The following is a 25,526-nucleotide window of genomic DNA, read 5'->3' on the forward strand; positions in this document are numbered from 1 at the left end:
TCCAGCTTGAATTCCAGCGTGTACTGCGCCCGCTTTGTCTTGCTTGTCATCACATCTCTCCTTGCTTCAGTTTAACCTCAGCAAGGGATTCGTTTTACGGGGGCAAGCCCACTTCAGCCGGCGTAGTTGTTGCCTACCCTCCGCTACCCGATGACCAGATCAAAAAACTCATAAGGATTTTCGCCGGGTCGCAACTGTCTCGGATCGCGAAGCCACGCCCGTCGGACTATGACGTGACCTTTGATCCCGTCTACGAACGAAACAAGGCTACCGATTGGCGTCTGCTGTTCGGAATACCGGTGACCCGCAACAACGCGGTTCGAGGCGCCATCGTATTTGGTGTCTCGCAGAAGTTCGTCCAGGATTACATGCGTGCCACCACCATGTCAGATGGGATACATGCCCTTGTGGATGCACGTGGGACACTCATTGCATCAAGCGAAAACACCTTTACCGTTACAAAAGGAAGCTGGCTGAAAACACTGCCGAAACCCTGGAGCGATCTCTCCCTTTCCACGCTGTTCAAGACAGGCAGTGGCCTGTCGAGCGCCAGTGAGGACTTTCTTTTATACAGAAAGCTGCAAAGTGCGGACCTCATGTTAATCGAGTACGTACCGGCAAGAAATCTGTTCCTCTCGGTAGTCGGCCAGTTCAGTCCGCCGTTTGTCGCAGTATGGTTGCTGTTGGGCTTTCTTCTCTGGGTCACGCTTCTCGTTGTCGATCAACTCCTTGCCGGGCAGATGGCACTAAGCGCCCAATTGCGAGAGCTTGCACGTGTGGACCCGTTGACCAATCTGGCGAACCGTCGCCGTCTGGAAGCGGATTTTGGCATCCTTACGCAGGGGCGGTACATCGACCGTCGCCTCTCGCTCCTGATGATCGATATCGACCATTTCAAGCGCGTCAACGACACCTGGGGCCACAAGGCGGGCGACGAAGTGCTGAAGCACCTGGCTAGAGTAACCAGCGCGGCTGTGCGCCCGCAGGATCTGGTAGCTCGCTTCGGCGGCGAAGAGTTCTGCATCCTGCTTCCGGATATGTCCCTGAACGAGGCGGCCGAAATCGCGGAACGGGTGCGCCTGGCGATCGCAGAGACCGTATGCCTCCCGCCTCAGACGATATTGCCCGATTCCGCACCCGGCCGGGAGATCCGATTCACTGTATCGATTGGCGTCGCCGAGTTGGTCTCCGACAAGTGTCACGACCTTGAAGCACTGGTCGCGGTTGCAGACCGTCGACTCTACGCTGCAAAAGCGCGAGGCAGAAACAAGGTGGTGGCAGACGAGTCGATTGAAGTGGGTAGTCAGCGCGGTTAGGCAGCACGTCAGACATCAGCGCGCGTCCCAAGGGAAGCGGTCAAACAGTGCGACAGCTCAAGCTACAATTTGCCTCGCATAAGAACTCAGCCTTTGTGCTCCGAGGATGCCGCACCAGTTCGGCTCATTACTGGCCCCGGATCCGGTCGCCCCGGGGAGTTCTCTGCCTTCGCGGCTGCCTGGGAAATCCGGTCCCGGACGACACCGATCGCCTGCTTGAGGGCGTAGACATCCTGGAAATAGCGATGCGGCAGCCGTATCTCGCTGGCGTTCGCATCGATGTCCTCGATCTCGTCGCGCCATTGCGCCACCTGTTCCGTGGTCGGCTTGCGGTTTCTCCAAATTTCATCTTCCAGCGCCTTGATCTCCTGGTACCAGACCACAAGCCGCTTCTTGTACCGTGCCTCGATCATGCGGGGCAATGCCTGCAGCAAGCCGAGCAGCAACGCCATGAAGGGCAACAGGATCAGCAGGCGCCGTTCGATGAAGCTGGCGAGCCAGAAAGGCAGGTAGCGCTGCAGGAAGGGGCGTCCGGACTTGAAGTAGCGCGTGCTTTCGTCCGAGATCGGAAACTCGCTCGTATTCAGGTTGGGAAACGTGCCCAGCCGCGTGAAGTAGTCCTCGCCGCCATGCACGGACCTGGCAGCCTCCAGCAACAGGTAGACCAGGGCGGGGTGGAGGGTGTCCTTGGAAACCAGCAGGGCCGTGGCGGCCAGCAGCGTAACATCCGCCTGCGGAAGATCCCTGGCGATGCTGGTCGATGCGCGTGGGAAGGTGAGCTTGGAGAGAGAGGGAAACCTCTGCACCAGGGCATCGGCCTGGGCGAAGTTCATCAGCTTCAGGTCGCTGTTCAGCAGCTTCTGCTGCATGTCGGCATCCGGCCGCCCGATGAAGAAGGCGGCGTCGAGCCGGCCATCGCGCAAGCGTTCAAAGGCCTGGGTGGCGTCCATTTCCAGCAGCGTGCTGTTGCTGGCGTTGACACCGCTATGGCCGAGCAATACGCGCGAGACATTGAGCAGGCCGCTGCCGGGTACGCCGATCGAGATCCGCTTGCCGCTTAGTTGTGCCAGCCTGTCGATCGTGGCCTTGCCGCGATAGAACACCCAGATTGGTTCGTAGGAAACGGCGGCGATGGTTTGCAGGTGGTCGGCTTCCTTCGGCGTGGTGGTGCCCGACTGGATGAAGCCGACGTCGTACTCGCTGTCCGAATCTGTCAGCCTCGCATAATTTTCGACGGATCCTGCGGAACTGCGGATATCCAGCGTGATGCCGTCGCGTTTGAGGAGCGGGGCATAGCGATCCGCAAAGCCGCGGTAGATCCCCTTGTCCGCGCCGGTCGTGATGACGATGGTGCGCTGGATGGCGGGTTCGAGGACGACCTCCACTCCCCAGCCCAGTGCGGCGACCAGCATGATGGCGCCAGTGATGACAAGCCGCCGGCGCCCTGGTGTCATGGGCGCCTTCCGGCTGCGTCGGAGTGCTTGGTTGGACCTGGGCATTGCTTGGCTCTCTTGTCAGGTTTCTTCTCTGCCGCAAGGCTTTGGCGCCATACGATATCAGATCGTCCCGTAGCGATGCCGGCGATTGTGGGTGAGCGGCATACGTCAATCGGTGTCAGCGCTGCGTGATGCGCTAGCGATTCTTCAGTTCAGCCAGGAGTGTACGCGCGGTGCGCATATCGGTGAGATCACTGCCTTCCCTGATGCTGTCGCAGGTGGGCTGCAGCACGGCGTATGCATGCGGAATGTCGCCCGCTGCTGCCAACTGGCGAGCAAGGCTGATCGCCGCCCGAAGCGCGGGAAGGCCCGCGCCCTGCCTTTGTGCAACGGCGATTGCCTCGTGAAGGGTCGCGAGTGCTTGGTTTCCTTGCATGGAGTGCCGGGTTGCAAGCAATTCGCCTTTCAGGCGCAGCATTTCCGATAGCTGGAAGCGTCCCCCGTGACGATTGACAGCGGCGAGCGCCCGATCGATCTCGACGAGCCCTGCCTCGGGGTTGCCCGCGCGGCCAAGCGCCTCGCCAAGCAGCGCATGGAAGTAGGGCAGCCCCATTTCCGCACCGGTGGCACTGATGGCGGAAATTCCCTCGCGCATCCGCTCTATGCCTTCGTCGAGCTCGCCCATTTGCGCCAGCGACCAACCCAGCTGAAACTGTCCTTGCGACAGCAGCAAGGGCAACATGTACTCATCGCAGACTGCAATTTCCCGCGCAGCCCACTGCTTCGCCAGCTCCGGCTCGCCCCGCAGGATATGTGCGTAGCTACGTGCCCAACAGGCCAATGCAGTCGTCAGTGGATGACGCAGTTCTTGCGCGAGCCCCAACGCCTCGTCGCAAATCGACAGTGCTTTGTCCGGGTACCCACGCAGGCACTGAACCAGCGCGGTGAAGCACCGGCAGCACACACCAGGATCATGTCCAGAGTATTTGAACGTCAGCGCGTGGTCTCGCTCTCGCTCGTAAAGGACCATTCCGCTTCTGCTGTGAAACTCTGAAGCAGCATATTCCCCCATGAAAAAGCTGTTCGTCCAGAAAAGATGATGCGTCTCGATTTCCATCCCGGGGTCATGCGAGCCCATGGTCAGCGCCGAGCACCGGTTGCCGAGTTCCCGGGCGATTTCCGACTCGCCACGGATCATCCGATACTGTCCTTCTCCCCGCAGTGCGGTGAACAGTTCGCTCTCGTCTCCAAGCTCCTCGCAGAGCGCCCTTGCCCGCGTATACGCATCAAGGACTTCCTTTGCCGCCCAACCCTTCGCGGCCATCATGGTCACGCCAAGGACCTTTTGATATTCGAGCTCTTGCCTGAGCCGCGCAGGGGAACTCGGTAACATCTGGATGATCTCGAGTCCTTTATCCAGGTGATCTACGGCCTGCTGATAGGCGAACCGTTGCAGCGCCTTGCCAGCGGACTGGTACAGATAGTGAATCGCCTTGTCCCAGAGTTCGCCGGCAAGCGCGTGATGCGCGAGGCGTTCGACATGCTCGTCAAGACGTTGCGGGTAAAGTTGCTCGATGACGCCCACAAGCTGTACGTGAATCGAGCGTCTTCGCTCCCTGAGTACGCTTGCATAGGCGACCCGATGCGTGAGCGCATGCTTGAAGGTATATTGCTGATGCGGCAACAGGCGGGTCTGATAGAGGAATTCAGCCGCTTGCAGGTCGGCGAGCAGATCAAGAAGCCGCTCGCGATCTAGCTCGGCGATCGGCTCAAGAAGATCGACGGGAAATTCATGACCGATCACGGCCGCCATCTGCAGAAGGGCCTTCTGTTGCGGGGACAGGCGATCGATCCGCGAAGCGAGAACAGCATGCACGGTTGATGGAATATCGAACGTGTCGATCGTTCGCGCCATCTGGTATGCGCCCTTCTTGCCAACCAGTGCGCCCGAATCTGCCAGCGCACGAACGGACTCTTCCAGGAAAAGCGGTGTGCATCCCGTGCGCTCGATCAGGTGACGCCTGAGGGCGGAAAGTTCGCTGCCGTCGCCGAGCAGCGACTGCAGCAGCAGCTTCGCGCCTTCGGTGCCGAGACTGTCCACGTGCAGCTGGGAAAAATAGCTCTTGCCAGACCATGTGTGGCGATACTCGGGGCGATGGGTCACGAGAAGCATCACGCGTGACGCACCGATAAAGTCGACGAGATGGTCGAGCACGGCCTGCGTGCCGTCATCGATCCAGTGCAGATCCTCGACAACTAGGATCGACGGGCGGTGCTCACTCGCCCGGATCACGAGAGAGGCGATCGCTTCGAGTGTGCGCTTGCGCCTTTGCGGCGGCGTCGCCATGTCCCATTGGGGATCGTCCGGCGGCAAGTCCAGCATTGCAGCCAGCGCGGGACACGTCCAGGCGAGCGCCGGGTCGACCGCGTCGACGCCGCGACGAAGCTTCCCCGCGGCCTCGGCCAGCGTGTCGCGCATCCCGATGCCGAACCACGTCCGGAGCAGATTGGCCAGCGGAAGATAGATCGTGCTCGTGTCGCGCGATGTCGCGCCCGTTTCGAATCTTGTCCACCCGGCCGCCTGTTCCGAGTTGACGAACTCATGCACGAGGCGAGACTTTCCCACGCCCGGTTCCCCGACGACCGCGCATACCTGGCCAGCGCTGTGTCCGGCACGCGCAAGCATCCCCTGCAAACTGGCCAGCTCTGGGTCGCGGCCGACAAAATGCGTAAGGCCGCGTGCGGTACGAGCGTTCCAGCGAAGACGCAACTCGGACTTGGTCCCCAGCGTGAAGATCTCGAGAGGGGGCGTCGTACCAGGAAGCGGCCTCGCGCGAAGATCCGAAAGTTCGATGAACCCTTCGGCACACCTCACCGTGTCGGCGCTCACGCCGATCTCTCCGGCAGCGAGCGCGACATCGATCTGATTCGCGAGCTGCGGTACGGAGCCGAGCGCGTCATAGTGCTGCGACCCGTCGTTGCCAATCGTGCGGACGACAGCCTCGCCGGAATGTACGCCAATCCGCAGATCCAGGGATCGCTCAATGAGCGCCGAAATGCGTGCGCGCATCGCGAGCGCTGCATAGCAGGCATCCACCGCATGCTCTTCGTGCGCGACGGGCGCTCCGAATAGCGCAGTGACACCATCGCTTCTGAGCTGGGTGACAAGGCCACCGAATCGCTGAACGGAGTCGACCATTGCTTTCAGCACAGCGTCGACGCGCTCAAGGGCCGTCTCGTGATCAGTGACGCTGATGGCTTCGCGCACGCGGGCGCAGAGCACACTCAGGTGCTTGCGCTCCGCCGGCAATGCCATTGCGCTGTCCGCAGCGTAGCCGGCGTGCGACGCAATCCCGGACTGCCTGGCCGGTTCCCCGACAGCCACGGCCGGACCCGCAGGCTCTCTGGCTCCGCCTGAATCCTGCTGGATTTGGGCAGCCAGACGTTGCGTGCTCTCGGCCGGGGCAATGCCGAACTCGGCATTGAGCACGCGGACGCATTCCTGGTATTGGCGGACAGCAGCGTTCCGGCGTCCCGTCCTCGCATACAGCCTCATAAGCAGCGCGTGGGCCCATTCGAGTGACGGGTCCAAAGCCAATACTCTGCTTGCCGTCGCCATGGCACGATCAAGTTCGCCAGATTGTTCGTAATGGCCGACGAGTCCGGTGAACACTTCCACGGCGCGCTCATGAAACCAGCGACGCTCGACGATCATCCACTGCTCGAACGGTTCTTCACGAAGGCCGAAGCCATCGAGCAGGGCGCCCCGATAGAGTGCAGCAGCCTTCGACAGGGAATCAGGAGATCGTTCCGTTGCGAGGCTCTTGAATTGCAGCGCGTCGACTTCCACGAACTGTCCGTCAAGCCATATGGCATCCGGCTCCGCATTCAGGATCGGCGGCATGTCCGGCAGGACCCGGCGCAAGCTCGACAGTGTCTGCCGCAAACTGGCTCTTGCCTGTTCTTCCGCGCTGCGCTCCCAAAGCACGCTTGCCAGTTGCTCCCGCGACCGCAGCATGCCCGGCGCCAAGGCAAGGTAGGCCAGGACGGCCTTGCTCTTCCGGGTGGGAAAAGCCAGCAATCCATGCTGCCCGGCAAGCCGGATTTGCAAGCCTCCGAGGACTTCTATCTTGAGCCGGGTCATGTCGTGCGTGAGGTGAAGCGTCGCTCTCAAAAAGTCTAGTCCGCCCGGTGCGACTTACAGGCATCAATAAAGACTGCCCTTCCGTCTGTCTTTCGCAGGCCACTTCTTCAGGCTCGCCTCGTCCTGAAAAGTGTCGAGCCAGGCATAGGAACGGTTGCTGACTCGAATCCGGCTTCTGTGCAAGTTACCCGGCAGGATGCGGCCGCTTGCATGAGAGCGTTTTTACGGCGTTTTTACGCGACCTCGCCCGCTGTTCACGGATTGATGACGTGGGGCAACGATAGTTGGAATCGTGATGTTGCCGTACCCCAACGTGCTTGCCCGTTCGAAAAGATCGGAAATCCGGCCGGCACCATCGCATATGCCAGGCGGCAGGTTCCGCACGCAGGTTCCGCACCCAAGTGCCTCTAGCCGCCGCCCGGCGTTCGAACCGTGCAAGGTGGACGACAGTCGTCGCTCGCGGCGGTCACGGGACGCGTGACGTATAGAAGGAGAGTTTCAATGGAAATCATGACCGATGGGCATGCGGTGACTGCCAACCGCTACGCCAAGTGCATCGCTGCATCCAAGCGCGTCCGCTGGGACATCGACCGCGACGTGATTCGCGGCCGAAGCTTCGATTTCACGAAGAAGTTCCTGCCGGACGCTCTGTCAAAGGTCGATTCCCTCGCCTTTCTCGGACACGACGAGCAGCGTCTGCTCAGTCAGATTCAGGGCCGTACGTACGCGAACATGTTTGGCCTCGTCGAACGCTTCATCGCGGCGAAGGTACTGGAGATGAGCGGCCCATACCGCCTCGGCGACCAGAGCGCGCTTGAGGCGCTGGTCCGGTTCAGTGATGAAGAAATCAAGCATCAGGAGCTATTCCGCCGCATCGAACGCATGTGCGCCGAAGGCATGCCCGCTGGATATGCGTTCCTGCCGGATGCAAATAGTGTGGCCTCGTTCGTCCTCGCAAAGTCCACCTGGGCAGTGCTCGCGCTAACCTGTCACATCGAACTCTTCGTGCTCGCGCACTATCGAGGCAGCATCGACGGCGACATGAACTCCTCTGATTTATGGAAAGACGTCTTCCTCTATCACTGGCGCGAGGAATCACAGCATGCGATTCTCGATGAAATGGAATGGCAACGCGAAGATGCGAGGCTTTCGCCTGAAGAACGTGACGCGGCTGTCGACGATCTGATCGAACTGGTCGCCGCCGTGGATGGCATTCTGCAAACTCAGGCCAATGCGGACGCCGACTACTTTGCGATGATCTGCCGGCGACCGCTGTCGATGGCTGACAAGGATTCCGTGCGCACCGGCCTGCTCGCCGCATACAGGTGGCAATACATCATTTCCGGCGTGCAGGAACCCCGCTTCAGTCAGGCCCTCGGTGGCATGATCACCGGGAACCAGCTGTCCAGAATCGAAACTGCGATGGCACCGATCATGAGCTAGGGTGCGCGATCGTAGCGGCTGCGAACTACGCGTTCGCAGTCGCCAGTGGACAGCGAGGCGCAGAGTCGGCACGTGCCGAACAATGAGATCGCGCGGGAGAACTAGGCAGCGAGCTCAACGGCTCTTGTTTCAAGCAGATCGATCAGTATGCGTTCAACGCGACTTCCACCGACGCCAATGCGTTGATCTGCAGATATCAGCTTCAATGTATCGGCTGCCTCGGCGTACTGCCCTCTGGCAAACAGACTGACGGCATCCACCAGCCTGAGCGAGAGCCGCGCCTGGTCGCTGGGGTCCTTTGCCGCAATAGCCGCCTTGCTTTGCTCAAGCGCGGCAATATCGCCCGCCGATGCCTGAATTCCAGCAAGGTGCAGCGCTATAAACGGATGCGACAGCATGGAGCTGAAGCGCTCGGACAGGGCGGAAACCGCGGCTGAAATCGGCCGCGTCGTGCCTGTGCGCAGGTATTCACGCAACAAGAAGCCGCCACAATCGGCCAGAGTCAACACCGGACCACAGCGAGTCGTCTCTGGCGCACTGTAGCGCTCATAGCGCTGCCATGCCTGCTCGGTTAGCCCCAACTGCCACTCTGCCAGGGCCAGGTGCCACTGCACATGACCATACATAGCGCCGCCCTCCGCTGACAGGCGGTGTTCATTCAGCCAGTCGCCCAGCAATTTCATTGACTCTCCAGGCTCACCCTGGTCGTGCAGCACATGCGCATAGCTGTGGATCACGTAGGGAGCCTGCGGGCGCTGCTGCAGTGCTCGCTCGACAAGTGCACGACCACGGTTGTGATCGCCGGCCTCACTGGCCGCGAATCCCAGGCGTGCGAGCCAGGCCCAGTCATCACGCAGACTGGCATCGGCCGATTCCATGATATTGAGCACGCGCTCAAGCTTGCGCGCACCTCCATAGAAGATCAGATAACCACAAAGTTGCGAGATGACCAGCAGGTCGCCGGGATTGGCAGCGATGTAGCGCTCGGTAGCCGCAAGGTTGGTGTATGGGTCGTCAAGCAGGGCAAAGAGCGCGGAGATGTGCGCACGCTCCCAGGGCGACGCAGTTCGTGCTGCCAGTAGCGCTCGCTCTTTGAAAAAGCCGGCGTCCGCGGCGTTGGAGTCCTTGGCAAGCATATGGCGCGCAGCCAGGGCCAGGGCGAGATTGCCGTCCAGCGCCAAAGCCTGATCCAGGGCTTCCACGGCGCCCGCCTCGGAACCGAGGATGTGATCCACAGCGAGCCGATACCGTTCGGCAGCGTCCGGACGGTCAGTAGTAAGCGGTCTACCGGTACGCGCATTAAGCATATTGGCTCATGGCGTTGAAAATTGCTGATGCAAAGTGCTCCGATACGCTTTCAGCGTAGTCCAACTCAAGGCGTTGAAATGCCTGACAGCGGCGGCCCCTGTTCGATTACACAATCCGGTCGGGGTGCAGCTCTGCGCTGCCAGGTAGCGGCTTGTCTTGATTCCTGCCCTCAGGAGCGCTTGCCGACGAACAGTGCCAGGTCATCGCGCGCGGCGGTGGGCGCCGCCAGGTAGAGCGTGCCGCCGGCGCTGTCGAAATATAGGATGCCGGTCAGCTTCTGGCCCGGCAGCGGACAAGGCGCCGCCCCGAACGTCAGTGTCACGTTGAAGACGTTGCCGTGGGAGCGCGGCGACACGCTACCCGAGAAGGTGCAGCCGAGCAGAGGATCACTCGACGTCAGGGCACCGTGCCCGTCGATATTCACCGGTACCGCTACCGTGCTGGCGCTGGACAGCGTATGTACGACGCCGACGTACCGGCCCTCCAGGGCCGCAAGCGAGGCGGCATTGTCGTAGTCGCTACTGTAAGCGCTGGTGAAGGACACCGTCTGCGCCGGCGGACCGGAATAGGTCACGGTGCCGTTGAACTGGGTTTTGGCGATATAGCTCGCCGCCACCGAAACCGGCCTTGGCGGCTGGTTTTCCACGCTGAAGTCAATGCCATTGCCGGAACTGAATGTGCCGCCGGAAGCGCTGCTGCTACCCTGGATCACGCCGCCGGGAACTGCGGACACGCCGACCGCCGAATAGAACACATAGTAGCTGCCGTCGTCGAGCACCAGTCCGGTCAGCGTGCGGTTGCTGCTGCTGGTGCCTTTCCACAGGCCTTCGGCGTTGCCGGTGGCCGCGGGGGTCGACGGGGTGCCACCGCTATCGTCACCACCGCCGCCGCAGCCGGGAATGAAGGCTGCTGCCGCCGCCAGCGATAGCGCGAGAAGTGTCTTCTTGTACATGTCCCGCCTCCCAACGGTTTGTTGTCAGCTACCAGACTAGTGCGTCGATGCGCTGCTCGCCAGGCGGCGCTGATCGACCCCAGAGTGGCCGGTGATCACCTCAGGAAGCGCCGGCGATGACCTTCTACGCTGCGGCACCCTCCTCGCGCATGCGACGGGCTTCGTCGCGCAGGAACTGCTGGTAATCGTCCAGATCCCCGTCGAAGGGCTCGACGCCGCCCCTGGTGACCAGCCAGAACTCGTCACATACGGCGCGCAGCAGGGCCCTGTCATGGCTGACCAGCATCACCGTGCCTTCGAATTCGTTGAGCGCCATGCCAAGCGCTTCGCGTGTGGCCAGGTCGAGGTGGTTGGTAGGCTCGTCGAGCAGCAGCAGGTTGGGGCGCTGCCACACGATCATGCACAACACGAGCCGCGCCTTTTCGCCGCCGCTCATCGTGCTGACCGCCTGATGGACCATGTCGCCACCGAAGTTGAAGGTGCCGAGGAAGGTGCGAAGGGATTGTTCGGTGCCGCTCTGGCCGGGGGCGCGCATGTGCGCCGGCGTGTCCTTGGCAAGACGGATCATGTGTTCCATCGGCGTGTCGAGCGGGCGCAGCACGTCGAGTTCCTGCTGTGCGAAGTAGCCGATGTTCAGGCCTTTGCCTTCGCTGATCTCGCCGGCAATCGGCGCCAGCGCGTGCGCCACCGTCTTCACCAGCGTGGACTTGCCCTGGCCGTTGGCACCGAGAATGCCGATGCGCTGCCCGGCCAGCACGGAACGGTTGATGCCCCGCACGATGACCGTGGGCGGCGTGCCCGGCAGTGCTTCGGTCGGCGCCGGGTAGCCGAAGCTCGCATCCAGCATCGACAACAGCGGGTTCGGGACGTTGAGCGGCTCCTTGAACTCGAAGTTGAACTCTGCCTCGGCAAGCACCGGTGCGATCTTCTCCATGCGTTCGAGCGCCTTGACCCGGCTCTGCGCCTGCTTCGCCTTCGAGGCCTTGGCCTTGAAGCGGTCGATGAATTTCTGCAGGTGGGCGATCTTGTCCGCCTGCCTGGCCACCGCGGCCTGCTGCAGGATGAGCTGCTCGGCGCGCATGTCTTCGAACTTGCTGTAGTTGCCGCCATAACGCACGAGCTTGGCGTTGTCGACGTGCACCGTTACCTGCGTCACCGCGTCGAGGAATTCGCGGTCGTGGCTGATCACTACCAGGGTTCCCTGATAGCGCTTGAGCCAGGCTTCCAGCCAGACCAGCGCGTCGAGGTCCAGGTGATTGGTCGGCTCGTCGAGCAGCAGAAGGTCGGACGGGCACATAAGCGCGCGCGCCAGTTGCAGGCGCATGCGCCAGCCGCCGGAGAAGCTGTTGACCGGCTGCTCAAGCTGCGCGGCCGTGAAGCCAAGGCCCAGGATCAGTGCCTGGGCACGTGCGGGGGCATCGTGCGCGCCGGCGTCGTGCAGGGCCATGTAGGCGTGCGCCATGCGCATGCCGTCGTCGCTGGCCTCTGAGGCGGCGACCTCGGCCTGCGCGGCCAGCAGCACGGTGTCACCCTCGACTACGAAGTCGGTCGCGCTCTGTCCGGTCTCGGGCATCTCCTGCGCGACCTGGCCCATCTTCCATGCGGCGGGAATCGAGAACTCGCCGCTGTCTTCGTGCAGCGTGCCGTTGAGAAGAGCGAAGAAGGACGACTTGCCTGCGCCATTGCGGCCGACAAGGCCAATCTTCTCGCCGGGGTTGAAGGTGACGGACGCGCGGTCGAGCACGACATTGACGCCGCGACGCAGCGTGACATTACGGATGGAAATCATGGGGGGCCACATCGGAGAGGATTGGCATGATAGCCGACCGGACGTGCAGGGCAGTCGCTTTTCTGGCCGCATGCGTGAAGAGCCGCTTGCGTTTTGGGGCGCCCGCCGGCCACAAGGCAAGGCAGCCCCTGGCGCGCGGGGCGTTCCCGCAACGGCGACCTTGACGGGGGCAAGTACGCTCAAGCCCGGCCCGACTTCCGGAGTCGGGCACTTATCCGGGTTCATCGCCGGCTTGCAGGCAAGGTCGCAGATCGCCCCAAACCGGATATTGCGTGTAATCTACGAAGCGCTTCCTCTGGAGGGAACACGCCGTCATGACGGGCATGATCAACAACGAACACGAGGCACGACATGGTATTTCGCGTTTTGGTGGCCGGAGGCACCGGGCAAGTCGGGTCGGCACTGGTGCGGGCCTTGCTCGCGACGCCCTCGTGCAGGGAAGTCATCCTGGTCAATCGCCGGACGAGTTCGCTTGTGAGCGATACGCGACTGCGCGAGGTGGTCATGGATACCGGTGGCGCAAACTTCGCCAGCGAGATCGCGAAACTTGCCGGGACCTGCAGTGTGCCGGGCGAATCGCTGTATGCGGCGTCATGCATCGGCATCGGCAAGGGGAGCCAGCAATGGACCGAAGAGGAGATCAGGAAACTGGAAGTTGGCGTCGTCGGCGCGTTTGCGCGCGGCTGCCTGGCAGCGGGAATCGAAACCTTCGGACTACTTTCGGCGGCCGGAAGCAGCCCGAAGAGCAGGATTCGTTACGCCCGCATGATGGCAGAAAAGGAGGATGCGGTACGGAGCCTCGGATTCAAGCGTCTGGCCATTTTTCGTCCCGGCATCATTGCCGGCAATGCGCATACACCGGTGTATCTCGCCTTGCTGGGACGTCTCGTCCCGGGCTCGTTCGGGACGATTGAGCAGGACGATATTGGCCGAGCCTTTGCCGAAGAGTTCCTCCACGGGCAAGACGGCACGACGATTCTGGCGAATGCCGCGATGAGGCGACGCGCGCGTGCTCGCTGAAGGTGAGCATGGCGAGGAACGTCTACTGGTGCGGTGGCTCGTGCCTGGTACTGTTTCCAATGCGGATTCAACCCCTTGCATCGACGGGTTGAATCCGCGCAATGGCCTTGTCTAGATGACGACGGAGTTGTTCACGTCAGTGAGCGTCTGCGCGCCAAGCATGGCCATGTTTCGATCGACCTCATCGCGCAACAGCGTGATGGCGTGGCGAACGCCTTCTCCGCCCCCAACGGCCGCAGCGTAGACAAAGGGCCGACCCAGGAAGACAAAGCGGGCTCCCAGGGCCAGTGCCTTCAGGACATCGCCGCCTCGCCGGATACCACTGTCCATCATGACGGCGGTCTTGTGCGCGACGCTTTCACAGATGTCCGGCAATACGGCGAGCGGTTCCACCGCGCCGTCCAATTGGCGGCCGCCGTGATTCGAGACGATGATGCCGTCCGCGCCGAGCGCGACAGCGCGCTCGGCGTCGGACTTATGCAGAATGCCCTTGATGACCAGGTTGCCGCGCCACCTCTGCCGGATTCGCTCGATATCCGTCCAGCTCAGGTGATCGCGCCCCGTCGTATCGCGAATTGCCGAGGCAGACAGGATCGGCGCGCCGCGCGTCGCGAAGGAATTTTCGAAATGCGGCATGCCGCTTTCGAGTAGCGTTCTGGCGAATGTCCCGGCCAGCCAGCGCGGTCGGGACGCGCCGTCGAATGCCAGACGGAGCGATGGGCGCAAAGGCAGGGAGAAGCCGGTACGGACGTTGTTCTCCCGGTTGGCCCAGACGGGAATATCAACCGTCAGCACCAGCGTGGCGAACCCGGCCGCGTCGATCCGCTCGATCAGGGCGTCGCGCCGCGTGGCGTCGCCCGGCAGGTACGCCTGAAACCATGTGTCCGGCGCGGCAGCGTGGACGGCTTCCATCGGAATCAGGGAGGTGCCACTCATGATCGCGGGTATCCGTTCTTCCTGCGCGGTTTGCGCCAGGACCACATCGCCACGGTAAGCGGCAATCGCACTGATGCCGACGGGCGCTATCCCGAAGGGAGAGGCATAGCGCTTCCCGAAGAGTTCGGTCGCTTGCGACCGTCCCGACACGTCGACCAGGACCTTGGGGCGAAACCTGACCGCGTCGAATGCCGTCCGGTTCGCGGCGAGCGACTTTTCATCCTCCGCGGCGCCGGCGATATAGCCAAAGATCGGGCGCGGAAGCACGCTCTTGGCGGCGGCTTCAAAATCGGCAAGCGAGAGGATGGAGCGCAGTCGTCGATGAATCTGACGGTTGGCGCCATAGGCGGGCTTGGCAGGCATTGCAGCGCTCGGGGCGAGCTGGCTTGCCGCGGGTTCTGTTCGAGATGTCATCTTGATCCAAGGCGTCTGTCAGTTCCGGCCGCTGTCAGTGCCAGCCGTGCCGGAACCCGTTGAACAATCAGGCGAAGGTCCCGCGCTGGCGCATCAGTTCACGGAACAGCGCCTCATTCCTTTCGAACGGCGCACGCCCGTGGACGTAGAAGTAGTTGTTCAGCACCACCAGGTCGCCGACGGGGAGCGACACCTCCGTGGTTCCCGAAGAGGACTCCATGGAAGTCGACAGGTCGTTGAGGAATGCTGCCTCTTCACGATTGCGCGGCTGTACGAACTGATCGATGAAGGACATCGACAAGCCGAATTCATTCTGGAAGAAGAGCGGGCGCTCGACCTTGTCGCTGACATTCTTGGATCCCGGTGCCTTGTAGAGGAAGGGCTGTGTCCCGAGCCGGTGGGCGACAAACCGGTGACGCTCGTCCCAGTCGTCCAGATGCAGGAAGCGGGACTCGCCGCCCTTTGCATTCTGTTCTGCGAACTTCATCATCAACAGCCAGTCGGTCGCTTCGCTGACGAAGGTGCCATCGGTGTGCATCGTGAAGAGCCGATAGGCCTGGCGCAGATAGGAGTCGCTATTGTCGGTGTGCCTGACCACGAAACGGGCATAGTAGGTGCCCGACATCGCATCGTGGTTGCCGGGGCCCAGCAGGTGCCCGATAGCGGTGCCGAAGCGCACGAAGTCGTCTGCGTCCGTAGTCAGCCCCTGAAGTCCTACGGTAAAGCCGCCGTGCTGCCGGTCCTTCACGATGGCATTGACGGCGTTCGCGAAATCCTCGCCGGCATGCTTTGCGAGCGCGCTCGCGAGTTCAAAGCGCATGAAGGGAACATACTCGAGGTTCTGGACATCGATCCCGCGTACATCATGCAGGAAGCCGAGAAGCGCAGCGCGATCGATGGTCACATGCACGATGCGATGGTGATCGGGGCGGGTCGACAACTGGAAACGGGGCTCGTGATTGCCGGCAAGCAATGCCGCGGGAAGCGGGGCGTTCATCGGGGTTCTCCGGGATGGTGTACGTGTATGGCGCTATTTCATCCGGATTCGTTGATATGATCCAGATATGAAACCGTAATCTTTGTTCTGATGTTCGGATTAAAACGATGCTAGACGTGCGCCAGTTGCAGTGCTTTCTCGCCGTGGCGGAAGAGCTTCACTTTGCAAAGGCGGCCGATCGCCTGGGTGTCGCGCAATCAGGGCTCAGCACCCAGATCCAGCGCCTTGAGCAAGATCTGGGGGTCACGCTCCTGAATCGCAACAAGAGGAAGCCCGTATCGCTTACCGACGCGGGGCACTTGTTCCATGCGGAGGCGGTCGCCGCGCTGCGGCACATCGAGCGCGCCGACCAGGTCGGACGCCTGGCCGCCCGAGGGCTGGCCGGCGTGATCCGTGTCGGCTACGTGGCATCTGGCGTCAGCAGCGGCGTCCTGTCCAGGATGCTGGGCGAGTTCCGGAAATCGCACGAGATGGTCCGGATCGAAGTCGTGCCCATGGAAACGCCGAGACAGTTCGAAGCGCTCAGCGACGGGCAGATCGATGTGGGGATCGTCAGGCCCAGGCGGCTCTGTCCGGCCGGCGTGCTGACGAAGGTCGTCCATACTGAGCGTCTGCTGGCGGCAATGTCGGCCAGCCATCCACTTGCACAGCGGGGAACGGTTGCGGCGCGTGCGCTGGCCGATCAATCGTTCATCGTCCCGCAGTTTGCGGAGGAGGAAGGATTCGGGTCTGCGTTATCCGCGTTGGGCAAAGCCGGAGGATTCACCCCTCACCTGGAATATCGCGTCCAGGATTTCATCTCCGCGGTTTGCCTGGCGTCCGCGGGATACGGCGTGGCCATCGTGCCAGAGTCCATGCAGAACATCTCCCAGCCTGGTGTCATCTACAGAGAGATCACTGACTTCAGGCTCTCGGTGCACCTGGCGCTGGCTCACAGGCGTCGGGAAATCTCTCCGGCGGTACGAGCGCTTGTGAAGCTCGCCACGGAGATGTTCGATGTCCGTGCCGGCTAGTCTCCTGATTGCTGGTACGGATCGCGGCTGGCGAGACCTGGATTCCCGGGGATTCGCGTGTGGCTCATCACCGCACTGAGCTTCACAGGCTCCAGGTGGTAGTCGCGCCCGCCGCCCGGTCGCCTCAGTAGCGGATGTCGCCGGGTATCCCACCTCCGACCCCTATGGCATCGCCGTTGATCGCGACACTCAGCGGCGAGGCGAGGAAGGTGACGACGCTCGCCACCTCGCTGGCATCGAGAATGCGCCCGAGCGTGTTGCGCGATGCGGCGCGTGCTTCGGTCGCAGCGTCCGTTCCTTCCGTACGCGTGGCGCCCGGATGGATTGCGGTGACATTGACGCCCTTCGGGCCCAGTTCGTCCGCCAGGTTCTTGGTGATGGCCGCGACGCCCACATTGCGCAGGGTCGCCACCGGACGACCGGTACGATAGATGGCGAGACCGCCGACGTTGATGATCCGGCCCCAGCCATTGGCGATCAGGTGCGGTGCGAGCGCGCGTGCCGTGCGCAGGTAGCCGATGACCTTGATGTTGATGTCTTCCAGCGCCTCCGCATCGACGATCTGCTCCAGGGCCGTCGCGGGCGAGATGCCGCCGGGCAGCGCTGCCGCATTCACCAGGATATCGATGCCGCCCAAGGCACCGATTGCCGCTTCCACCATATTGTCGACGGACGCCTGGCTGGCTGTGTCGACGGTGAGCGTTACGACACGGCGTCCCGTTTCGGCCGCGATTTCGGCTGCGGTTGCCTCCAGAGCCGCTTTCCCCCGCGCGGCCAGCACAAGATCCACTCCCTCCTGGGCGAGCTGGCGTGCAATTGCCTTGCCAATACCGCGGCTGCCGCCGGTCACGATGGCGCGTTTGCCTGTCAGTTTGAGTTCCACGAATTCTCCTTGAAGCGATATGACGCCAGTCGTGTCGAGCCCGACTCACGGGGCCCTGCACTCCGGGCCTGGCTTTATCCCCTTCTATTCTCGGATCGCACCGTGTCAACGGGCTTGACCGATTACGACAAGTAGTTGCCCATTCGCGCAAACAGCGGGAAGACCCTTGTCGTGGCGTAGCCGGCGCACTTGCAGAGCAGCGTATGCCCCCGGCGAACGGCTAAAGAAGTGCGGAGAACGATCCGTCCTGGTTCGACGGCGGATCACGCACGTGCGCGGATCTGTCTTGCCTTGCCTCCGCCTGCGTCGGCGGATCTTGTCGCAGGAGGGAAAGTTCAAGACATGCAAGGTAAAGCAGGAAGTTGCGCCAGGCCGGATGATTCGGTTCAAGCGGCAGGGCGGCGGTGAGCCGAAAACCATCTTCCTGGTTTGACAGGGCTTTCCTGTCAAATTCGACATTCCCGGCATTCGCAATTCAACTTGGATACCCATCACCATGAACTTCCTTGACGGCCACCTGTATCCCGAAAATCAGCAGCCTCTGATCATCACCGCCGCTCCCTATGCGCCGGGCTGGATTCCTTCGGACTTCCCGGAAGACATCCCTGTCACCATGGCGGATCAGATCCAGAAGGCGGTGGATTGCTACGAAGCCGGTGCGAGGGTGCTGCATCTGCACGTGCGCGAAGAGGACGGCAAGGGCAGCAAGCGCCTGTCCAAGTTCAACGAACTGATCGCCGGGGTGCGCGAGGCCTGTCCGGAAATGGTCATCCAGGTGGGCGGCTCGATCAGCTTCGCGCCTGAAGAGGGGCAGGGCGCCAAATGGCTCAGCGATGACACGCGGCATATGCTGGCCGAACTCGACCCGAAGCCCGACCAGGTGACGGTGACCGTCAACACGTCGCAGATGAATGTGACGGAGCATGCCGGTGTGGACGACTTCAGGGGCGTTTCGCGGGGATTCCCGCACCTCTACGAGACCTACAAGGACATGGTCGTGCCGTCGAATCCCAGCTGGTACGAGGAGCACGTTCGACGCCTGACCGCCGCAGGCATCCAGAGCGAGTTCCAGTGCTACAACATCAACAGCTTTGAAACCATCGAGCGGATGATTCGCCGCGGCGTCTACAAGGGCCCGCTGGTGATGAACTGGGTGGCGATCAGCGGCGGCATGGACCAGGCCAACATCTTCAACCTGGCCAACATTCTGCGTGCCGTGCCGGACGGTGCCGTGGTGACGGTGGAGAGTTCGGTGCTCAATGTGCTGCCCATCAATATGATCGGCATGGCGCTGGGCCTGCATGTGCGGTGCGGCATCGAAGACGTACTCTGGAACCAGACCCGCACGGGCAAGATGAGCACCGTCGAGCAGATCAAGCAACTGGTGCGTATCGCCGGCGAATTTGGCCGCCCCATCGCCACGGCGCAGCAGACCCGCGAGATCCTGCAGCTTGGCGTCTTCTACGACACGGTGGAAGAGACGCTGCAGAAGAATGGCTTCGCACCCAATCGCAACGGTGGCCATCAAGGCTTCCTGCGCAAGTTCGAGTGTCAGTAAAGGGTCTTTGGGGGAACTGACAGCCTGGGCTGCATGCATCGACCAGCATTTTCCGGAGACGCATTCAGGCTGAGCTGCAGTTCCCCTCATCGGCAGTGGCCTGGTTGGCGCTGCATTCCCCACTGCACGAGATGAGTCCCGGGGTCGCAATGGCCTGCACAGCAACATTCTCAAAAGGAGCGAAGATATGAACCGTGGCGCGCTCGACGGTGTACGGGTTCTCGATCTTTCGCGAGTCCTTGCCGGCCCATGGGCCGGCCAGATGCTGGCCGACCTGGGGGCGGACGTGGTGAAGGTGGAACGACCGCGCAAAGGTGATGACACGCGGGCGTGGGGTCCTCCGTGGCTCGCCAACCAGGATGGCGAGCCCACTGGCGAATCAGCGTATTACTTGTGCGCGAACCGCAACAAACGCTCGGTGACGGTAGACCTGAGTTCTCCCGAGGGGCAAGACGTCATCCGGCGCCTCGCCATGGAGTCGGACGTTGTCATCGAAAACTTCAAGGTTGGGGGCCTGGTTCAGTATGGACTCGACTACGAAAGTCTGAAGGCAGCCAATCCACGGCTGGTCTACTGTTCCATTACCGGCTTTGGACAGACCGGGCCGTATGCGGCTCGCCCGGGATATGACTTTCTGGTGCAGGGGATGGGCGGCCTGATGAGCATTACAGGCCAACCCGATGGGGCAGAAGGCAGCGGTCCGATCAAAGTCGGCGTTGCAGTCACCGACGTCATGACCGGCCTTTATGCGACCGTCGCAATCCTGGCTGCATTGGCACACCGGGAAAAGTCGGGTGAAGGGCAGCACATCGACCTGGCATTGCTCGACGTCCAGATCGCCTACCTGGCAAATCAGGCGTCCAACTTCCTGGTCGGCAACGCTGTCCCGCAGCGGATGGGCAATGCGCATCCGAATATCGTGCCGTATCAGGATTTCCCGACCGCCGACGGCTACATGATCATTGCTGTCGGCAATGACTTTCAGTTCGCGAAGCTATGCCAGGTGCTCGGGCATGCAGCGTGGGCGGAAGATGTTCGTTTCGTCACGAACGCTCAGCGAGTCGCGAACCGCGAAGCACTGGTTGCCCTGATTCGCGAAGCCACCGTGAAGCGCACAACCGATGAATGGATAGCCGCGATGGAATCTGTCGGCGTTCCTTGCGGACCGATCAACACGCTCGACAGAGTGTTTGCTGACGAGCATGTCCGCCACCGGGAGATGCAAGTTGGCGTACCCCATCCCGTGGCAGGCATGGTTCCGCTCGTAGCCAACCCCATTCGCATGTCCGGCTCGCCAGTGGCGTACCGCTCAAGCCCACCTACCTTAGGCCAGCATACCGATGAGGTCCTGCAAGACTGGCTGCAACTCACAACGGCCGACCTGCATGGTTTGCGGGATAGAAAGGCCATCTGAAGGCCGTCCTCGACAGGGATTTCCCCCTGTTTGCGCAAAACGGCAAGAACGTGTCGTGATCGGTCAAGCCCGGGAACACGGTGCGATCCGAGAATAGAACGAGCGTGGATGTATCACAAAGTCGATGGCTGGCGGAAGTCCTGAATTTCGCCAACCATCGCAGGAGACAGAATTGAACCCGTATTCGAATAACGCAATCCCGGTTGAGTCGGCTTCACCTGCCGCCGCCCCCGCCACCGCCGGCGCCAAGGGTTATGCATGGGTGGTATTTTCCTTGATGTTCTGCCTGTTGCTGTCTGATTACATGTCGCGGCAGGCGCTCAATGCCTTGTTTCCGCTTCTGAAAGCGCAGTGGCAGATCACCGACACGCAACTCGGTTCGATCAGCAGCGTGGTGCCGTTGATGGTCGGCGTGCTGACTCTCCCGTTCTCCATCATTGCGGACCGCTGGGGACGCGTCAGAAGCATTGCATTGATGGTAGCGGTATGGAGTGCTGCCACGGCCGGGTGCGCCATTGCCAGCAGCTACCACGAGATGTTCATCGCTCGCTTCTTCGTTGGTGTCGGCGAGGCCGCTTATGGAAGCGTCGGATTCGCGATGCTCCTGAGCATCTTTCCGCGGCATATGCGGTCCACTGTTGCCGGCGGCTTCACGTCGGCGGCCGCATTCGGGTCGGTGCTCGGCGTTTCGCTTTCCGGCCTCATCGCTACGCATTTTGGCTGGCGGTGGTCGATGGGCGTGATGGCCATTATTGGCTTTGTGCTGGTGATCATCTATTGCGCCGTGGTCACGGAGGAGAAACTCGCCAGTGTGCAGCCGAGCAATGCGAACGCAACGCCGAAGGACGGGCGTGTAAAACTGACACCCCGTGCGTTCGTTTCGGGCTTGTTTCCGTCCCGTTCCGTCTTCTGTGCGTACCTCGGCAGCGCCCTGCAGCTCTTCGTCCAGGGCACCCTTTTTGTCTGGCTGCCCAGCTACCTGCATCGCTACTGGGATATGCCTGTCGAGAAGGCGGCCGTCCTCGCGGCCGGCCTTCTCCTTGTCAGTGGCCTGGGCCAGCTCCTGTGCGGGGTCATGACCGACCGCGTCAGCGGGGATTCGGTGCTCAAGCGCTGGAACATGGCCATTTTCTATTGCCTTGCGCTAGGCACGCTGCTTGCCGTCGCGTTCCGCTTGCCCCATGGCAATCTGCAACTGGCGTTCCTTGCGCCCGGTGTGTTTTTCCTCGCCAGCACGTTCGGCACCTGTAACCCGATCATTGCCGAAGGCACCCCGCCGGCCATTCATGGCTCGGTATTTGCCACGCTGACCTTGTTCAACAATATCCTGGGCCTCGCCGCAGGCCCCCTCATCACCGGCATGGTTGCGGACGCGGTGGGTCTTGAGGTTGCCTTGCGCTGGCTTCCGCTCGCGGCAGTTCCACCCTTTGCCGTGTTCGTCATTGGCAGGTGGTGTCACGTCGCGGAAAAGGCGACTCGCGACATCGCCGGGAAATGAATAGCGCCGTCGCTTGCCGCGGCCGCACCCTGAATTGGGGTAACTGGCAAGAAGAAGGCTTAATAGAGTAGGCATAAGAACCGGGACGCAGATACCTGGCCTGCAAGAAGCCAGGTGTTGAACTGTCCACGGATGCACAGGGTTTCAGGAGCATAGAAATGAAAATCAGGCAAATCACCCCCGCCATCGGGGCCGAGATTTCTGGCGTGAACCTCGGCGAGGCGGCGCGCGATCCGGCACTCTTCGCCGAGATCCGGGCGGCGCTGCTCAGGCACCGGGTGCTCTTCTTTCGCAAGCAGGAAATCACGCGCGCCGATCACGTGGCCTTCGCGCGCTGCTTCGGAGAACTGGAGGACCACCCTGTAGCTGGCAGTGTTCCCGAACATCCGGGCCTCGTGAAGGTCTACCGCAGCGACAACCCGCACAGCTACGAGAACAGCTATCACTGCGACGGCCTGTGGCGCCCCAACCCGGCCATGGGGGCGGTGCTGCGCTGCATCGAATGCCCGGAAATCGGCGGCGACACCATCTGGGTCAACATGGTCAAGGCGTACGAGGAGCTGCCGGAGGAGATCAAGAAGAAGATCGACGGCCTGCGCGCCAGGGCCAGCATCGAGCACAGCTTCGGGGCGGTCATGACGCCGGAAGCCCGCGCCAAGCTGGCCAGCGATCATCCGCCGGTGGAGCATCCGGTGGTACGCACCCATCCGGAGACCGGGGAGAAGATCCTGTTCGTCGGCGCCTCGTTCACGACGCACTTCACCAACTACAGCACGCCGGAAAACGTGCGCTACGGCATCGACAAGTCGCCCGGCGCCTCGCTGCTGCTCAACTACCTGACCAGCCGCGCCACCATTCCCGAGTACCAGGTGCGCTGGGCATGGCAGGAGGGCGACGTGGCGGTCTGGGACAACCGCAGCACGCAGCACTACGCCGTCAACGACTACTACCCGGCACCGCGCAAGCTGGAGCGCGCCGGCATCGTGGGCGATATCCCCTACTGATTCGCAAGCGGGCGGCAGGATCACTTGCCGCTCCATGCGCAAGGGTGCAAGGGCACTATGAAGGCGATTTGGTACGAGAAACAAGGGCGGGCCGAGGAGGTATTGCAATTCGGCGATCTTCCCGCACCGCTGCCAGGACCGGGCGAAGTACGCGTGCGACTCCATGCGTCGGGGGTCAACCCGTCCGATGCAAACCGGCGAGCGGGACGCATGCATGGCGGCCTGGAGTTCCCGCGCATCATTCCGAACAGCGATGGTGCGGGTGTGATCGACAGGGTTGGCGACGGTGTCGACCACAGCATGCTCGGGTCGCGAGTCTGGCTGCATTTCGGACAGCGGGGACGTCCCTTTGGTACGGCGGCGGAGTATATCTGCCTGCCGCACGAGTTGACGTCACCATTGCCGGAGCATCTGGACTTCGCCCAGGGCGCATGCCTGGGCATTCCGGCCATGAGCGCCTACTGGAGCCTGTTCCAGCATGGCGCGATCAAGGGAAAGCGGATCCTCGTGACGGGCGGCGCCGGGGCCGTCGGGCACTACGCGGTACAGCTCGCCAAGTGGGGAGGCGCCTATGTCATTGCCACCACCAGCTCCGAGCGCAAGGCGGCCCATGCCACATCGGGCGGCGCCGATGCCGTGATCGACTACGCGGCAGCGGATGCCGCGCTGCAGATTCTCGATGCCACGCAGGGACAAGGTGTCGATCACATCGTCGATGTCAATGCGGTCGACAACGCAGAGCTTTGTGTGCAGGTCGCCTCCAATCATGCGCGGTGGGTTTCGTATGCCAGCGGTGCCCACCAGGCGCTTCCCCTGGTCGCGCTGATTCGCAAGAACCTCTGCCTGCAGGGACTCTACCTGCCAGGGTTGCCCTACGAGGTGCGCTGGATCATCCAGGAGGGATTGTCGCGCTGGATGAACGACGTCCCCGATGCCATCCACGCAGTCGACAGTCTCTTCGACTCGCGAGACACAGCGCAGGCCCATCTGGCTGTCGAGGCGGGCACCAAGCTTGGCACCGTCGTGGTCCGGTGCGATACGGACTAGGTCATGGGGCCCCTGCCATTGGCAGGTCGCTTGCCGGCGGGTCTTCAAATGATTCGCACGCAACGCGGTACCGCACGCATGGCTTCCATGCAGGACATTCACTTTCCAATTTGCGACATGCAGGGCGCAGCCGCAGTCATCGACGGCGAAGTTCCGTAGCATTGCCTCATCGCACTGAGCAGTTCATTTCCCAGACAGAAAACGAAGGACATCCACCATGGCAGCACCACAGAGCAAGGTCATCGTCACGTGCGCCGTGACGGGCGGCATCCACACCCCGACGATGTCGCCGTATCTCCCCATTACCGCGCAGGAAATCGCCAGCGAGGCCATTGCCGCCGCCGAGGCCGGCGCGTCGATCGTCCACCTCCATGCGCGCAAGCCGGAGAATGGCCAGCCGTCGCAGGACCCCGCGCTGTTCCGCGAATTCCTGCCGCAGATCGCGGCGCGCTCCGACGTGGTGATCAACCTCACGACCGGCGGCGCCCCCAATATGCTGGTCGAAGAGCGCCTCCAGCCGGCGCTGCAGCTCAAGCCGGAAGTGGCCTCGCTGAACATGGGCTCGATGAACTTCGGCCTGTATCCGATGCTCGCCCGCCACAAGGAGTTCAAGCACGACTGGGAGCGTCCTTACCTCGAGGGCTCCGAGGACCGCGTGTTCCGCAACACGTTCAAGGAGATCCGCTACATCCTGGAGTCGTGTGCCGACAATGGCACGCGCTTCGAAGTCGAATGCTACGACACCAGTCATCTCTATACCGCCGCGCACTTCGCTGACCGCGGCATCCTCAAGGCGCCGTTCTTCATCCAGTCGGTGTTCGGCCTGCTCGGCGGCATCGGCACGCATCCCGAGGACGTCATGCACATGCGCCGCACCGCCGAGCGGCTGTTCGGCAAGGACTACTACTGGTCGGTGCTCGGCGCCGGCCGCAGCCAGATGCCGCTTGCCTCGATGGCGGCTGCCATGGGCGGAAACGTCCGCGTGGGGCTGGAGGACTCGCTCTGGGATGGCCCGGGCCGCCTGTCGAAGAGCAATGCCGACCAGGTCAGGCGCGTTGTTGGCGTTCTGAAATCGCTGAACCTCGAGGTGGCGACGCCGGACGAGGCGCGTGACATGCTGCAACTGAAGGGCAGGAACGCTGTCGCGTTCTGACGGCGCGAGTGTTCTGTGCCGGCCAGCTGAGCATCCAGGCCTATGCGGGTTCTGAACATCTTCCCCTGGTTCTCGACTAGCTTCTTTTAGGGCAAAGCTGAATAAGTCCACCGCTAAGGGACGCGAAGCGTTATAGGTAGGAAATTCGACGGGAAAGGCAGAACCAGACGATGAAGCAGATGACGCTGGCAGTGGCAGCCG

General features: G+C 62.1%; 18 protein-coding genes. 10 read left to right on the forward strand and 8 right to left on the reverse strand.

The features are described 5' to 3' along the window. Window positions 1-1,316, forward strand: a 1,316-nt coding sequence (locus tag KHO22_RS31555) for a diguanylate cyclase (RefSeq protein ID WP_211951125.1), incomplete at its 5' end; no start/stop codon positions are given. 86 nt (window positions 1,317-1,402) lie between these two features. Here the strand turns inward: KHO22_RS31555 and KHO22_RS31560 are convergent. After that, window positions 1,403-2,770 (reverse strand): TAXI family TRAP transporter solute-binding subunit, encoded by a 1,368-nt coding sequence (locus tag KHO22_RS31560; RefSeq protein ID WP_230427109.1) that lies wholly within the window; start codon window positions 2,768-2,770, stop codon window positions 1,403-1,405. Window positions 2,771-2,948: 178 nt separating this feature from the next. Beyond that, window positions 2,949-6,896 (reverse strand): AfsR/SARP family transcriptional regulator, encoded by a 3,948-nt coding sequence (locus KHO22_RS31565; RefSeq protein ID WP_211951126.1) that lies wholly within the window; start codon window positions 6,894-6,896, stop codon window positions 2,949-2,951. A 501-nt stretch (window positions 6,897-7,397) separates the two neighbouring features. On the opposite strand from KHO22_RS31565, the gene KHO22_RS31570 reads away from it, so the two are divergent. Further along, window positions 7,398-8,339 (forward strand): hypothetical protein, encoded by a 942-nt coding sequence (locus KHO22_RS31570; protein ID WP_211951127.1) that lies wholly within the window; start codon window positions 7,398-7,400, stop codon window positions 8,337-8,339. Window positions 8,340-8,440: 101 nt separating this feature from the next. On the opposite strand, the gene KHO22_RS31575 is transcribed toward KHO22_RS31570, so the two are convergent. The 3 genes from KHO22_RS31575 to KHO22_RS31585 form a co-directional block, all read right to left on the reverse strand. After that, window positions 8,441-9,574, reverse strand: coding sequence for a tetratricopeptide repeat protein (locus tag KHO22_RS31575; RefSeq protein ID WP_230427110.1), 1,134 nt, complete (start codon window positions 9,572-9,574; stop codon window positions 8,441-8,443). Between the two features lie 242 nt (window positions 9,575-9,816). After that, the gene (locus KHO22_RS31580) at window positions 9,817-10,599 is read right to left on the reverse strand and encodes a glycoside hydrolase family protein (protein ID WP_211951128.1); all 783 of its coding nucleotides are present in this window, start codon (window positions 10,597-10,599) and stop codon (window positions 9,817-9,819) included. Between the two features lie 124 nt (window positions 10,600-10,723). Next, window positions 10,724-12,388 (reverse strand): ABC-F family ATP-binding cassette domain-containing protein, encoded by a 1,665-nt coding sequence (locus KHO22_RS31585; protein WP_211951129.1) that lies wholly within the window; start codon window positions 12,386-12,388, stop codon window positions 10,724-10,726. A 351-nt stretch (window positions 12,389-12,739) separates the two neighbouring features. On the opposite strand from KHO22_RS31585, the gene KHO22_RS31590 reads away from it, so the two are divergent. After that, window positions 12,740-13,408, forward strand: a complete 669-nt coding sequence (locus tag KHO22_RS31590) for an NAD-dependent epimerase/dehydratase family protein (protein ID WP_211951130.1) — start codon at window positions 12,740-12,742, stop codon at window positions 13,406-13,408. 111 nt (window positions 13,409-13,519) lie between these two features. On the opposite strand, the gene KHO22_RS31595 is transcribed toward KHO22_RS31590, so the two are convergent. Both KHO22_RS31595 and glaH read right to left on the reverse strand, forming a co-directional pair. Next, window positions 13,520-14,758, reverse strand: coding sequence for an alpha-hydroxy acid oxidase (locus KHO22_RS31595; protein ID WP_211951131.1), 1,239 nt, complete (start codon window positions 14,756-14,758; stop codon window positions 13,520-13,522). 67 nt (window positions 14,759-14,825) lie between these two features. Beyond that, a complete protein-coding gene (glaH, locus tag KHO22_RS31600; protein WP_211951132.1) occupies window positions 14,826-15,755 on the reverse strand; it encodes a glutarate dioxygenase GlaH in 930 nt (309 codons plus the stop codon). A gap of 107 nt (window positions 15,756-15,862) precedes the next feature. Between glaH and KHO22_RS31605 the strand changes: the two genes are divergently transcribed. Then, window positions 15,863-16,768, forward strand: a complete 906-nt coding sequence (locus KHO22_RS31605; protein WP_211951133.1) for a LysR family transcriptional regulator — start codon at window positions 15,863-15,865, stop codon at window positions 16,766-16,768. 124 nt (window positions 16,769-16,892) lie between these two features. Here KHO22_RS31605 and KHO22_RS31610 read toward each other — a convergent pair whose 3' ends face one another. After that, window positions 16,893-17,651, reverse strand: coding sequence for an SDR family NAD(P)-dependent oxidoreductase (locus KHO22_RS31610; RefSeq protein WP_211951134.1), 759 nt, complete (start codon window positions 17,649-17,651; stop codon window positions 16,893-16,895). A 496-nt stretch (window positions 17,652-18,147) separates the two neighbouring features. On the opposite strand from KHO22_RS31610, the gene KHO22_RS31615 reads away from it, so the two are divergent. The 6 genes from KHO22_RS31615 (at window position 18,148) to kce (ending at window position 25,325) form a co-directional block, all read left to right on the forward strand. After that, window positions 18,148-19,209, forward strand: a complete 1,062-nt coding sequence (locus KHO22_RS31615) for a beta-keto acid cleavage family enzyme (RefSeq protein ID WP_211951135.1) — start codon at window positions 18,148-18,150, stop codon at window positions 19,207-19,209. 187 nt (window positions 19,210-19,396) lie between these two features. Continuing rightward, window positions 19,397-20,623 carry a CaiB/BaiF CoA transferase family protein gene (locus KHO22_RS31620; RefSeq protein WP_211951136.1) on the forward strand — a complete coding sequence of 409 codons (1,227 nt, stop codon included), beginning with the start codon at window positions 19,397-19,399 and terminating at the stop codon, window positions 20,621-20,623. Between the two features lie 172 nt (window positions 20,624-20,795). After that, window positions 20,796-22,121 carry an MFS transporter gene (locus KHO22_RS31625; protein WP_230427111.1) on the forward strand — a complete coding sequence of 442 codons (1,326 nt, stop codon included), beginning with the start codon at window positions 20,796-20,798 and terminating at the stop codon, window positions 22,119-22,121. 158 nt (window positions 22,122-22,279) lie between these two features. Then, the gene (locus KHO22_RS31630; protein WP_211951138.1) at window positions 22,280-23,125 is read left to right on the forward strand and encodes a TauD/TfdA dioxygenase family protein; all 846 of its coding nucleotides are present in this window, start codon (window positions 22,280-22,282) and stop codon (window positions 23,123-23,125) included. 57 nt (window positions 23,126-23,182) lie between these two features. Beyond that, window positions 23,183-24,172 (forward strand): NADPH:quinone reductase, encoded by a 990-nt coding sequence (locus KHO22_RS31635; protein WP_211951141.1) that lies wholly within the window; start codon window positions 23,183-23,185, stop codon window positions 24,170-24,172. Window positions 24,173-24,389: 217 nt separating this feature from the next. Further along, window positions 24,390-25,325, forward strand: coding sequence for a 3,5-dioxohexanoate:acetyl-CoA acetone transferase (gene kce / locus KHO22_RS31640; protein WP_211951139.1), 936 nt, complete (start codon window positions 24,390-24,392; stop codon window positions 25,323-25,325). The last annotated feature ends 201 nt before the right edge of the window (window positions 25,326-25,526 follow it).

Source organism: Cupriavidus yeoncheonensis (genome assembly GCF_905397275.1).
Taxonomy (GTDB): Bacteria; Pseudomonadota; Gammaproteobacteria; order Burkholderiales; family Burkholderiaceae; genus Cupriavidus; species Cupriavidus yeoncheonensis.